Source organism: Rhizobium fabae (assembly GCF_003985135.1).
GTDB classification, from domain to species: domain Bacteria; phylum Pseudomonadota; class Alphaproteobacteria; order Rhizobiales; family Rhizobiaceae; genus Rhizobium; species Rhizobium pisi.
On sequence record NZ_ML133645.1, the window covers coordinates 14594 to 27777 of the forward strand.

A 13184-nucleotide genomic window follows, 5' to 3' on the forward strand; every position below is an offset into this window, starting at 1 on the left:
TTCGAGACTACCTGTTCTCTCAGTTGACGACTCCATGGTTAAACATGGGTTGCAGTTTGCTGAAGTCTCGCAATGGAGGATTCGCCCATGAAAAAAATTCAAAAGCGTCTCGACCTTGCTGTAGCGGTTCTAACCGGATTGTACGTCTCTCTTGAGATTATCAATGTCGCTCTGGATCTGCTCAGCAAGGTTGTCAACTATGGCCGTACAGTTCGAAAACTTCCTTTATTCATTTATGCGCAACGGGAAGCCGATCTACGCGCCTAATCCATTTTCGGAAAAGCTTGGCTTTGACATCAAGCGCCAAGTAAACAAGGCGCATACATTCGATAGCTTCATCTATCATTTTAAGGACGGGTCTCACGTCCTTGCGCTCCACCGTCATCGCGCGAACAAATATTTCTGCCGCATCGACATCACCCGCTTCTTCTACAGCATTCAGCGTAATCGGTTGAAGCGCGTACTGAAGGATCTAGGCATCTTCCGCGCTGAATATTATGCGAAGTGGTCAACGGTGAAGAACCCTTACGAAGGGGGTGGCTACGTTATCCCGTATGGGTTTGTTCAGTCGCCAATCCTCGCGACGCTGGTACTTTCCAAGTCGACTATTGGAACCTATCTGCGGGGGCTTGATCCTGACATAACCGTGTCCGTGTACATGGATGACATCTGCCTTTCAGGAAACGATCTCGAAGGACTACAAGTCGCATTTGACGGCCTTCTCGCTGCCATAGCGGAGGCGGGGTTCTCTCTTAATGATGAGAAGACCCGCCCACCCGCTGAGGCCATCGATATCTTTAATTGTAGCCTTGAACAGGGTGACACCAAGGTTTTGCAAGACCGTGTGGATGAATTTTACGCTGTGGACCGATCTCCTCAAAGTGAGGAGGGATTCGAGACCTATCGCGATATCGTGGCATCGCACACATGGCGCATTGGCGCAAAGAAGCGCCGCCGCCGCGCATTTTTCCGTAGAAAACCCAAGCCTGCGGCCGTGGTCGCTCCCGCGCCCGAGGCTACTTGAGCTTCCCAGCGTTCGAACCTGTCAGCATACCGAGCGCAAAGCCGATGATGGTGCTGATCATTTTCTCGGCAAACGCGGTTTTCGTTTTGTCCTTCGTGAAAACGTACATCAGGCAGAACACAACTAGCACGAAGGCGACCAGCGCCAAAATTAGGTAAAGAAACATATTGGGAGAATGGTCTTCGGCCGGCGGGGTGGTTGCTGCCTGCTGCGCATGAGCGGCGCTGAAGACATCAGGTATCAAATTGAGAGAAGCGCGGCGCTCTATATAAGGTAGGGACTGAAGCAATTCCTTCGTGGCGGAGATGTCTGCCGTTAGAGTTTCCACCAGCTGGGTGGCTTTGGGATTGTCCGAGACGATCTGGCGAAGTACCGCTGCATCTCCCTGAGACTTTTCGAGGCGAGCCAGAAGGGCTTTTTGGTCGGTACCCGACAGTTGCCATACCGTGACCTGCTCGGGCTTCCAGAACCTAGTGGCTATGTCGCCACCGGCGCCTGCAATTAGTCCCATGAGGACTGCCGCCGTTGCCGACGACCCAACTAGTTGTATGAGCTTCGCGAATTTTTCACGCACGGAATTACGATACGAGTTTTCAGAATCGTTCTTGGCCATTTCCCACCCCTTTGCTTCTCGATCTATAGCAGAAGTTTTTGCCACAACCAGAAGGGTGCGCCCTCGTTATCGTCATCGAAAGATGAATGGTCACGAGGGTGGGCGATGCCCTAACTTGAAATAAGAAAACTCTTTTGAAGACAACTCTAGGGCGTTGCCTTCTGTCGCTGAAGATATAGCCTCACCGCATATCTAGGGGGACAGCATGACAGACTTTGATTTCAGTAAAAATTCCGACGACGAACGGGTTCTCATTATCTCGTTCCATAACGAGCTCCCAATGAGCGCGGGAAGGATCGGGACCGTCCTCAGGGCCTTGAGCAGCGATTATTGGGATATGACCGGCAGGGAACTGGTCCTTGCCCGGATGGAGCTGGGCTCCACCTGGCTCATTCTAACCGACATCGTGGTGACTGCTGCGACGTGGATCAAAGGTGGAGCTGAGGTTGCAAAAGCCACGGAAGACCTCGGCTCCTTCGCGAAAAAGCTGAAGAATGGCCTGAAGCCAAAACCGAAGACGATAGCAGTCAACGAAATTACGACGTTCGATACTTCAGTAGATAAATCCATCGTGGCAATGGCGAAGGTTTCTGAGGAAACCAAAAGCACCATCCGCATGAAGAAAACGATCAAGACTAACCTTGGCACCGAAACACTGGAAATCGAAATCACGCCCGCTCAGGCGAAGGAAGCCAAAAAGCGGGTGAGGAACAAGCCTAAGCCCGCGCGGCACGAAAATCTTCCGCAGCTCGAATCCAGAGGGCACGACGTTAAGCACCTGACACAGGCTATGCGAGGGCTTCCGCCTGCCACCGGTGATGTCGAAACCGTCATTCGGGCTCTCGTGCAGGCGCACATAATGCTCGGTAGCACCTACGTTCTGGAACAGGTGGCCACGATGTTGGAATTTGAGGGGCGCTATGACATCGCCACCATCATTCGACAGCTCATCGGCAAAGACAAAGGCCACGTTCACGTTGAAGTTTGAGGAGGGGACAATGAGCGCCGACAAAAATTTGCTGGCCGGTTTCGAAATTCGCTTTGTCAAGGACGGTCGAGGCGCGGACGGTATTTGGAGACGTCTGGCACGATTTCAAGAAACTGAGCGGATGACAGCGAGAGTGATGGCTGAACGAGAAATAAGCAGAAGCCACAAGGAAAACGTGCGAAAGCAAATGGGGCAGCTTGCATTTTCGCTGGCTCAAGCCCGCGAATATTTTCAATCAGCCGAAAGTGGCGGTCCCGCCACCAGAGCATTGATGGCCTACTACGGCTTGATTGCGCTCGCTAACGCTGAGGTACTGTGGAGCGGTGATGGTACGTGCAGTTTTGACCGAAGAGACGCACGTTATAACTGTCACGGATTGGAACTTATGCGCGATGCAGATGTCTGTAACTTTGGAGTTCGACCTGATGCTAACGCCACAGGGATGACCGGGCTTTTCGGGCTTTGGAGACAGTTTGCAACTCACATACCGAATTACTCAAAGCAAACTTTCCGATATCCCGAGGGCGGCGCCAGGAATACCTATAATGCCACATCGGAAGTAGTTGCCCTTAAGCGGATACCTTACCAACAAACGCCCGTCACTCTTTTAGATTGCTTAAGGCACATCCCTGCGATGATCCCGGCGTTGGACGCTTATGGAGAAGATACAAAGCTCTGCAGGGGTTCAATCGAAGAGGAAATCACTCTTGATGAAAAGGAGTCGGCAACAGCTGTTACCCGTATCTACATCATGCATCACGTCACAGAGATGGCCCTCGATGACGTTGGATCAAAGTTTCGGATTTCTCCGCGAAGCGTTCCGGAATTTTCGTTCAAGAGAGTAGGCAGTGGTTTGGCGGTCACCTGGAAGGCCGCTTTTCCCGTTCCCTCAGAGTTCTCTTTGCCTGAGATTTTCGGCAACAGTCGCGATGAGCTGTATTTCATCGGTGATGGAGATCATCTCAACGAGTTTGGCTATTACTACTATGCACTTTACATAGCCGGCATGATCACGAGGTATTTTCCTCACGTTTGGATTAAAGAATTTCGTTCCAACTCGAAGGCGTCGACATTAATTGATGAACTAGTGGATAATGCGCTGTCCAGAGTTCCGCTCCTGACTGCCTCAGCTCTGGACAAGCTAATCTTTCTCTACGATTGATTACCCACCCTATGAAGGGCGATTAGGAATATTTCCCGATCGCGAGGTCGCAATCATCGCCCGCCCCTCCGAGAGGACGCGCGAACGCCCTCCTTTCTCGCCCCTTCAGCAGGCCAACGCCCCCTCACCCCTCCACCTCAACAATCGCACACCCATACCCCTCCAGCTCCAGCCTCCCCGCCACCATCTTCTCCCCATCCAGCAGATCCCGCCCGGCCGGCACGCCACCCACCGTCACCGCCTGATCCGTATAATTCTGCACAAACAACAACCGCCGCTCATCGTTCATTCGCATCGTCACCTCCACGCCCTCGGGCAGCCCGCCGACCAGTGGTTCGATGCCGGCTGGCGCAAACAGCCGTTCGGTCAGCGCCTCGGTCAGATCAGGCGCGAGATAGGTGCCGAGATAGACGACCTGCCCCTTGCCGAGCTTGCGGGAGGTCGCCATCGGCTGGCCTTCGGCGTAGCGGTTGGACCAGGCGGCGATCACCTCGACGTCGGGGTCGATCACGAGGTTTTCGTAGAAATGGCCGGCCGCCATTTCGCGGTTGCCGATCTTGAAGCGGCGGTGGCGGCGGTTGCTTTCGGCAGGCTTGCTCGGCGGTATGACAAGGCCGCCGGAGCGCTCCATCACGTCGAAGAGGCCGTTGGCGCCGGGTGCTGCGAGACGGCCGAAATCTTCGACGCGCACGCCGGTCAGCTTCGAAAGCGCAGTGCCCGGCGCGGTTTCGCGGATGACGTGGTTATCCTCATTGCGGGTGCCGGTGCGCGCGCCGATGACGACGGTGCCGCCTGTTTCAGCGAAGGCTTCTAGCTTTGCCGTCCATTCGTCCTTCCACATCACCCAGTGCGGGACATAGAAGAGCTTCAGCCTGGAAAGATCGTCCTCCGGGTGGATGAAGCCGCAGGCGATGCCCCTGTCATAGCAGTGCTGGTGCAGCAGGATCGCGTCGTCCTGCGGGCTCGGCAGGCCGATCGGATAGGTCTTGTGGGCTTCCTGATTGTCGAAATCGGAGCCGGCGATGCCGACATCCATGCGCACATAGGTGCCGAGGATCTTGTCCTTGAGCGCCGTCATCTCGGTCGCGAAGCGCTTGGCCTCCTCATAGCGATGGCGGCCGATATCGTCATGGTCGATGATGCCCATCCAATAGATCTCCGCGCCGAAATGGGCGGGCCGCCAGCGGAAGAACATCAGGCCATCGGCGCCATGGGCAACCGAGGAGAGCGCCATGCGGCGCAGCTCGCCCGGCTCCGGCGTCAGCGTGCAGAAGCCCGGCTGGCTGCCGAAGCCGGACTGCTGCTCGGGCACGATATAATTGCCGGAAAAGCCGCGGCAGATATCGAGGTGCAGCGCCTGCACCTTGGCGTGGTTGCCGAGCCGCTGGAACTCGTCATAGAGCATGGGATAGATGTCGTAGCCGACGAAATCGAGATCCTTGCTGAACTGGCCGCGGAAATCGATATCCCTCAAGCCCCCGAGATTGTGGAAGACGAACCAGGAGGGCTTCACATCCCGCAGGATCTCCACCTGGTCGTGCTGGAAGCGCGCCGTGGAGAAGGCGAGGAAGCGGTGGTAATCCTGCACATGGCCGGGGCTCGGAAAGGTCGGGCCGAATTCGATCGGCAGCACCACCTGGTCGAAACTGTCATAGGCCGTCGCCCAGAAATCGCCGCCCCAGGCAGCGTTGAGCTTTGATATCTCGCGGTATTTATCGGCAAGGTACGCCTGGAATTCGATGAGCGTCGCTTGGGAAAAGCTCTCCGGCATGCTGGTGTTCAGCTCGTTGTCGGTCTGCCAGCCGACGACATGGGGGTTGCCGCGATAATGCTCGGCCATCGCCCTGGTGATGCGCTTGCTGTGCTCGCGGAAAACAGGGCTTGCCGTGTCGCAGTGCTGGCGCGAGCCGTGGCTCATCGGCCGGCCCTTGCCGTCGACCCTTAGAATTTCAGGGTGTGCGGCGGTCAGCCAGCGCGGCGGCGTGGCGGTCGGCGTGCACATGATCGTGTCGATGCCGTAGCGGCCGAGCATTGATATGGCGCGGTCAAACAGATCGAAATTGTAGGTGCCGAGCTTCGGTTCCAGGATATGCCAGGCGAATTCGGCCATGCGCACGATATTGAAGCCGGCCTTCGCCATGCGCTCGGCATCGCGCTCCCAATAGCTTTCATCGACATGCTCGGGATAGTGCGGCACACCGACGAGGAAGCGGTCGGTCTGGACGGTGTTCCATACGGAGAGGGTCTTGTCGGACACGGGCGGTCGTTCCTTATTTGTCGAGAATGGTCTTGCGGGCGCTGATCGTGCGGCCGCCATTGGGAGAAAAGAGATAGAGCTCGTTCGCATCGAGCTTCAGCGCCACCTTCTGCCCGGCGGCAAAGGGCGCGACATAGGAGAGCTGCGCGGTGATGTTGCCGGTGCCGCTTTCCGAAGCGATGGTCCGCAGACTGCCGGCATCGACATAGAGAATGGTCTCGCGGCCGAGATGCTCGACGAGGCGGACTTCGCCGTGGATGGCCCCCTCCCCACTGCCCTCGGCGACCATGGAGATCGCCTCCGGCCGCACGCCGAGCGTGAGACCCGCGCCTTTCGCAAGCGTCGTCGGCTGGGCGAGCTCCACGGTGAGCGGGGAAAGGCCGGGCGCGGAAACGGTGACGCTGCGGCCGGAGACGGCATCGACGGTGACGCCGAGGAAATTCATGCGCGGCGCGCCGAGAAAGCCGGCGACGAAGAGATTGTCGGGGTTGCGGTAAAGCTCCAGCGGCGAGCCGACCTGCTCGATGATCCCCTGGTTCAACACGACGATGCGGCTTGCCATGGTCATCGCCTCCACCTGGTCGTGGGTGACGTAGACCATGGTGGCGCCAAGCTCGGCATGCAGGCTGCTGAGTTCGACGCGCATCTGGGTGCGCAGTGCCGCATCGAGATTGGAAAGCGGCTCGTCGAACAGGAAGACCTCCGGCGAGCGGGTGATCGCCCGGCCGATCGCCACGCGCTGCCGCTGCCCGCCGGATAGCTGCTTCGGCCTTTTCTCCAGCTGGTCGGTGATCCTCAGGATCTTGGCGGCGCGGGCGACCGCTGCGTCGATCTCCGCCTTGGGGCGTTTGGCCATGCGCAGGCCGAAGCCCATATTCTCCGCCACCGTCATATGCGGATAGAGCGCATAGGATTGAAACACCATGGCGATGCCGCGCTCGCCCGGCTCCTGCCGGCTGACATCGCGACCGTTGATCAGGATCTGGCCTGAAGAGATCGCCTCCAGCCCGGCGATCGACTTCAAAAGCGTGGACTTGCCGCAGCCGGATGGCCCGACCATGACGATGAACTCGCCCTGTGCCACGGAAAGATCGATACCGCGCAGCGCATGATAGGCGCCGTAATTCTTGTTGATCTCGCGGAGTTCGAGACTGGTCATATCCTGGCCCTCTCTTGTTGAAACGGAAGACGCGCGCTCATCCCTTCACCGCGCCCATGGTCAGGCCGGCGATGAAATGCCGCTGCATCAGGAAGAACATCACGACGGGCGGCACGGCGACGACGATGGTGCCCGCGGAAATCAGGTTCCAGGCCGAGACCCACTCGCCGCGCAGATTGGCAAGGCCTGCCGTAACCGGCTTGACGCTGTCGCTGACGGTCAGCACCACGGCCCAGAAATAATCGTTCCAGACGAAGGTGAAGATCAGGATGGCAAGGGCTGCCAGCGCCGGCTTGACCAGCGGGATCACCACATGTACCAGCGTCTGGAACGGCGAAGCCCCTTCGGCGCGCGCCGCCTGGAACAGCTCGTCCGGAAGGGCTGCGATGAAATTGCGCATGAAGAGTGTCGCAAAGCCCGTCTGGAAGGCGACGTGGAAGATGATCAGCGCCGCCGTCGTGTCGATCAGGTCGAGCCGCACCATCAGGTCGCGCACCGGGATCATCATGATCTGGTGCGGCAGGAAATTGCCGCCGACGAAGAGCGCGAAGATCAGCATGTTGCCGCGAAAGCGATAGCGCGACAGCACGAAGCCCGCGAGCGTCGACATGACAAGCACGCCGATGACAGAGGGAATGGTGATCGTCAGGCTGTTCAAGAAATAGCGCGCCATCGGCGTGTCGGTGAAGACAGCCCGGTAATTGTCGATGACGCCGATCTCGCTCGGCCAGCCCCAGAGATTGCCGCCCATCACATCCGCCGTCGAGCGGAAGGAGGTCAGCACGATCGCAAACAGCGGGCAGAGCCAGAGCAGGAGCACGATGACGACGGCAAGCACATAGAGGCGGCGCTGCCAGATCGCGGTTTCGGGAATGGGACGAGGGTACATCAGCCTCCCCTCTCTTCGCTGCGGATGATGTGGGTGAGATACCAGGCGATGAAGACGGCCATGATCACGAACAGCACCGTGGCGATCGCCGCGCCATAGCCGAAGCGGTAGGAAAAGATCGATTGCTCGTACATCTGGTAGGCGAGCACCGAGGAGGAGCCGAACGGCCCGCCTGCGGTCATGACCGAGATCATGTCGAAGGAGCGGAGCGCCCCGACGACGGTGACGGCAATGGCGATGAAGGTCACCTGCGTCAGCTGCGGCAGCACGATGTGGCGCAGCATGTTCCAGCCCCTCGCCCCGTCGACGCGGCCCGCCCCGATCAGCTCTTCGCTCAAGTTGTTGAGGCCGGCGAGATAAAGCACCATGCAGAAGGTGATCTGCGGCCAGAGTGCTGCGATGACGATCGCGAAGGTGACGAAATGCTCGTCGGAAAGCACCGCCGGCGCCACCGCCCCGAAAGCCCTGAAGATCAGCGCCAGCAGCCCGAACTCCGGCGTATAGACCCAGGTGAACACGACGCCGACCGTGACCGAGGCAAGCACCAGCGGAATGAAGAACAGCGACTTCAGGAAGCGCATGCCTTGGATTTTCTGGTTGACCAGCAGCGCGATGGCGAGCCCGATCGGCGGTGCCGCCATGAACATGACAAGCCAGATCAGGTTGTTCTTCAGCGACACGTAGAATTGCGGATCGCTGTAGAGCTCGATGTAATTGCCAAGCCCGATCCAGACCATCGGCCCGAAGCCATCCCATTCGTGAAAGCTGATCCAGACGCTCCTGACCGCCGACAGCAGGATGACGGTGAAGAACAGCAGGATCGCCGGCGCGATGAGCAAAACCGGGGTGAGCCACCACCGCTGGCGGCGCCATAATGTCTGCATTTTGAGAACCTCGTTGTGACAGGGGCAGGCATGCCTGCTCCGGCTGCCCGAGCATCAAGCCTTCCCTGGGGAGTGGAGAGATCCCCACTCCCCAGGCAGGAGCAGTTCGGCCTGCCCCTCTGGGAGAGCCCTCAGATCTTATAAATCCGCTTGCGCGTCCCCTCGAGGCGCGTGAGGATCGCCGTGCGCCGTTCGGGCTTGGCCATGAACTCCTGGAAGCCGACGAGGCCGGCCTGGGCCATGTCGGGATCGCTGTCGCGGTCGTAATATTGCGAGGCGCCCTGCACCGTCTTCATCGTCTCCACGGCGACGTTGACGAGCGGATCCTTGCTCGCAGGCAGGTCGTGGCGCGGCGGCACGTTGCCGCCCGGCTCCATATAGATGGCCAGGTTTTCCGGCTTGTAGAAATAGGCGAGGAAATCGCGCGCGCCCTGCTTGTTCTTGGCCTTGGCCGGAATATGGACCGAATTGACCGAGAACTCCTCGAAATGGCCGATCTTGGGGTCGAGCACCGGGAAGGTCGCATAGGTCAGCTGCGGCAGGTCCTCTTCGGTGAAGGCCGAGCGCAGGAAGGCCCCGAGGTTCATCATGCCGGCCTTCTTTTGCGCGAGCAGCGCTGCCGCCTCCTGCCAGCCGAAGGAAGTGTGGTTCGGCGTGAAGAAGCCCTTTGATATCATCGCCTCCCACTGGTCGAAGACCGGGGTCAGCGCCGGATCGAGATAGCTCATCTCGCCGTTCATCAGCGCCATGTGCCTGTCCAGCCCGTTGATGCGCAGGTTCATCTGATCGAACCAACCGGCCGCCGGCCACAATTCCTTGGTGCCCATCGCCACCGGCGTGATGCCCGCCGCCTTGCACTTGTCACCATAGGCCATGAATTCCTCGGCCGTCTTCGGCATCGTCAGCCCATACTGCTCGAACACGTCCTTGCGGTAGAACATGCCCCAGAGCGTGCCGCCCGTGGGAAGGCCGTATTGCTTGCCGTTATCGGTGACGGCGCCGACCGTCGCCCCGAACACGTCCTTGTATTTTTCCTTCTCGAAGAGATCGGAAATATCGTCGAACAGGCCGCGCTTGACGAAGGCGCGCATGCGGTTTCCCGAAAACCAGAAGCAAATATCAGGCGCGCCGGCGACGAGATAGTTGCGAATGGCCGTCTTGTGGGCCTCGTGGTCCATATTGTTGATGACGACGTTGACGCCGGCTTCCTTGCCGAAATTGGCGGCGATCGTCTTCAGCGCATCGAGTGCGGCGGCGTTGTTTTCAGACGAAATGATCGTGACGTCCTGCGCCTGCGCGATCGCGGGGATCGGAAAGCTGCCCACCGCACCCGTGACCGCGGCTGCGGAAACCATGCCCGCCCCCTTCAGGAAGCTTCTGCGCGTGGTGGCCGGAAATTGCTTCGAAAATGCCATTGAATTCCTCCCAGTTGATCGATCAACACTGCCTGGCGAGCGGCCTCCTCCTTGGAACGCGCTCGCAGGCATTCAACGTGCCGATCCGTTCATGATCTCAGGCGTATAATCCGCTTGGCTCAGTTGATCGACGGCCGAACTTATGCATAAATCGAAACCGCCCGCAATAATTAATTTACAAAATTAAGGAATGCATCGTGAAGCTCAAAGGCGACCAGACCACGGCGAGAGCCATGAACCGACGCCTCATCCTCAACCTTCTCCGGCGCGAGGGGCCGCGCAGCCGTGCCGATATCGCGACGGTGATCGGCCTCAGCCCCGCCGCCGTCACCTTCGTCGTTTCAGACCTGTTGGAGGAAGGCATCGTCATCGAGGGCAAGACCGTGCCCGGCCTCACCGGCCGCCGGCCGATCCCCGTCGAGATCAATTACGAGCATTCGCTCGCCGTCGGCTTCAAGCTGATGGTGGATTCGGTGGAATGCGTGGCGACCGATCTTGCCACCAATCCCGTCGCCGCCATGCGGGTAAGCCTTGCCGACCACGATCCGGATGCCGTCGCCGACCTTCTGGCGGCCACCGTGCCTGAACTGGTGAAGCTCGCCGGCCGGCCGAAAGCCAGGCTCGCCGGCATCGGCATCTCCATGCCCGGCGTCATCAACCACGAGCAGACCGCCTGCGTGCGCAGCCACCGCTTCCAATGGGACAATGTCCCCCTCGCCTCGCTGGTCGCAAGCCGCGTCCACGTGCCGGTCTGGCTGGAGGACGATACCAACGCCTATGCCATTGCCCAGCAACTCTTCGGCCTCGGCCGCCAGCACCGCAACATGGCGGTGCTCGCCGTCGGCGTCGGCATCAGCTGCGCGCTCGTCATCGACGGCAAGCTCTATCGCGGCGCAAACGGTGCCGCCGGCAAGTTCGGCCACACGCTCTACGAGGAGAACGGCCGGCTCTGCGAATGCGGCAAACGCGGCTGCCTGATGGCCTATCACTCCGAACTCTCGATGCTGCGCCGCTGGCGCGAGGAAACCGGCGGCAGTGAGGAACTCGGCCTGCCCGAACTCTGCGAAGCCCTCGCCGCTGGTGACGCCATCGCCACCGCCCTCGTCGCCGATTCCGGCCGCGGCATCGGCACCGCGCTGGCCAATCTCGTCAACATCACCGACCCCGAAGTCATCGTCGCCGGCGGCGAAGCCGTCTCCCTCGGCGACCCCTTCCTCACGCCCCTGCGCGAGGCGCTGGCCGCCCGCACCTTCCGCACCGCCCCGCCGCTTTTGCCCGACTGGGAAGACAACTCCTGGGCAAGGGGAGCGGCCGCGCTGGTAACCCAGAAGATCTTCGACTTCGAGTCATCGGGCGGGGTGACGGATGTTGGGACGCTTGACGTGAGAGGTTCGACGTCGGCGGCTTGAGGGTTGCAACAGCGGGCTGGCTCTATCAGGCAGGGCATGCCGTGCCGCCCCCTCATCCGCCTGCCAGCACCTTCTCCCCGCTGGGAGAAGAGATTCGGAGTGACGCCTCGCCTTTGGTCTACCGCCGTCGCTTGAATGTGTATTCGACAGCGCCACAAGTCTCTTCTCCCCTCGGGGAGAAGGTGGCGGCAGCCGGATGAGGGGGCTACGATTGCCGTCGAATGTTGGTGGCCGGTTGCATTTCGAGCTGACGGGACTAGTTTTTATACCGAACCCCAGAGAACCGACCGCGAGCAAGCCATGTGCCGAAACATAAAACCTCTGTTCAATTTCGATCCGCCAGCGACGGACGAAGAGATCCATGATGCCGCGCTCCAGTTCGTGCGGAAGCTGAGCGGAGCGGCCAAGCCGTCGAAGCGCAATGAGGCCGCGTTCGAACACGCAGTCAGTTCGATCGCTGCCTGCGCCCGCGAACTGCTCGACTCAATGGAGACGTCTCAACCGCCCCGCGACCGCGAGGAAGTCGCGGCGAAGGCGCGCGCGAGGACCGCGATGCGGTTCGCGTAAGAAGGTCCCGCCCTCACGGGAAAGTCAGTGCAGATACACTGGCTTACAAAAATGCGGGTTTCCCGACACATCCCTGGTTCAATCATCGAGTGAAATCCCATTGCGGCCGATGAGCCGAGAATGGTCGATTCAGAAAGGATGACACGATGAAAACGATCCAGGTTATAGCGCTCGCCCTCGCTCTCGGCACCGCCGCGGCAGCGCATGCCGAACAGCCGCTGCAGCGCACCGATCTCGTGAAGAACGATATCGATGTGGCCGGCCACGAAGCCGTTCAGGTGCGCGTCGATTTCGCGCCCGGCGTTCTCGCGCCGAAGCATTCGCATCCTGGCGAAGAGATCGCCTTCGTCATCGAGGGCACGCTGGAATATCAGCTCGAAGGCCGGGAGCCGGTGACGCTCAAGGCCGGCCAATCCCTGTTCATTCCCTCCGGCACCGTCCACTCCGCAAAGAACGTCGGCAACGGCAAGGCTTCGGAACTGGCGACCTATATCGTGCTCAAGGGCGAGCCGCTGGTGGTGCCTGCCAAGTAAGGTTGGCTTGGGTTGGCGTCGCTGGGCGTGAGAAAGGGCTCACTGGATAGGAAGGTGGAGGACATTGCCCTTAGATCCGCTGTGCCGCGTGGTACCCCCTCTGGCCTGCCGGCCATCTCCCCCACAGGTGGGGAGATCACAAGTGGCGGGCGCTTCCTGCCCATCTATCGTTTTGCCGTGTTGCGACACCAGTTGTTTGGGGAAGCCGGCGCCCCCAGCCGATCTCCCCACCTGTGGGGGAGATGGCCGGCAGGCCAGAGGGGGTGATCACGGCACGACCTTCG

The 13184-nt window shown here is 59.8% G+C and carries 12 protein-coding genes; 6 read left to right on the top strand and 6 right to left on the bottom strand.

The genetic code is table 11. From position 1 onward, the window contains the following. The first annotated feature begins 199 nt into the window (after nt 1–199). Nucleotides 200–1024, top strand: coding sequence for a reverse transcriptase domain-containing protein (locus tag EFB14_RS00090; RefSeq protein ID WP_126821678.1), 825 nt, complete (start codon nt 200–202; stop codon nt 1022–1024). On the opposite strand, the gene EFB14_RS00095 is transcribed toward EFB14_RS00090, so the two are convergent. Then, entirely contained in the window at nt 1017–1637 is a 621-nt protein-coding gene (locus EFB14_RS00095) for a hypothetical protein (RefSeq protein WP_126821680.1), read from the bottom strand. The genes EFB14_RS00090 and EFB14_RS00095 overlap by 8 nt on opposite strands. Before the next feature lie 205 nt (nt 1638–1842). Between EFB14_RS00095 and EFB14_RS00100 the strand changes: the two genes are divergently transcribed. Next, entirely contained in the window at nt 1843–2625 is a 783-nt protein-coding gene (locus EFB14_RS00100) for a hypothetical protein (RefSeq protein WP_126821682.1), read from the top strand. Between the two features lie 10 nt (nt 2626–2635). Further along, entirely contained in the window at nt 2636–3787 is a 1152-nt protein-coding gene (locus EFB14_RS00105; RefSeq protein ID WP_126821684.1) for a YaaC family protein, read from the top strand. Between the two features lie 124 nt (nt 3788–3911). Here the strand turns inward: EFB14_RS00105 and EFB14_RS00110 are convergent, their stop codons facing one another. From EFB14_RS00110 to EFB14_RS00130, 5 genes are all read right to left on the bottom strand, one after another. Next, nucleotides 3912–6044: a beta-galactosidase gene (locus EFB14_RS00110; RefSeq protein WP_126821686.1), complete on the bottom strand. Its 2133-nt coding sequence runs from the start codon at nt 6042–6044 to the stop codon at nt 3912–3914. A 13-nt stretch (nt 6045–6057) separates the two neighbouring features. After that, entirely contained in the window at nt 6058–7203 is a 1146-nt protein-coding gene (locus EFB14_RS00115; RefSeq protein ID WP_126821688.1) for an ABC transporter ATP-binding protein, read from the bottom strand. Between the two features lie 37 nt (nt 7204–7240). Continuing rightward, on the bottom strand, nt 7241–8092 hold the full coding sequence (locus EFB14_RS00120; RefSeq protein WP_126821691.1) for a carbohydrate ABC transporter permease: 852 nt from the start codon (nt 8090–8092) through the stop codon (nt 7241–7243). Further along, a complete protein-coding gene (locus EFB14_RS00125) occupies nt 8092–8976 on the bottom strand; it encodes a carbohydrate ABC transporter permease (protein ID WP_126821693.1) in 885 nt (294 codons plus the stop codon). Before EFB14_RS00125 ends, EFB14_RS00120 begins: the two co-directional genes overlap by 1 nt. A gap of 131 nt (nt 8977–9107) precedes the next feature. Beyond that, nucleotides 9108–10391, bottom strand: coding sequence for an ABC transporter substrate-binding protein (locus EFB14_RS00130; protein WP_126821695.1), 1284 nt, complete (start codon nt 10389–10391; stop codon nt 9108–9110). 197 nt (nt 10392–10588) lie between these two features. Here EFB14_RS00130 and EFB14_RS00135 point away from each other — a divergent pair, with 197 nt between their 5' ends. From EFB14_RS00135 to EFB14_RS00145, 3 genes are all read left to right on the top strand, one after another. Continuing rightward, entirely contained in the window at nt 10589–11800 is a 1212-nt protein-coding gene (locus EFB14_RS00135) for an ROK family protein (protein WP_126821697.1), read from the top strand. 300 nt (nt 11801–12100) lie between these two features. Next, the gene (locus EFB14_RS00140) at nt 12101–12367 is read left to right on the top strand and encodes a DUF2277 domain-containing protein (RefSeq protein WP_126821699.1); all 267 of its coding nucleotides are present in this window, start codon (nt 12101–12103) and stop codon (nt 12365–12367) included. 146 nt (nt 12368–12513) lie between these two features. Further along, complete coding sequence (locus EFB14_RS00145; RefSeq protein WP_126821701.1) at nt 12514–12900, top strand: cupin domain-containing protein; 387 nt, start codon at nt 12514–12516, stop codon at nt 12898–12900. Nucleotides 12901–13184 lie beyond the last annotated feature (284 nt).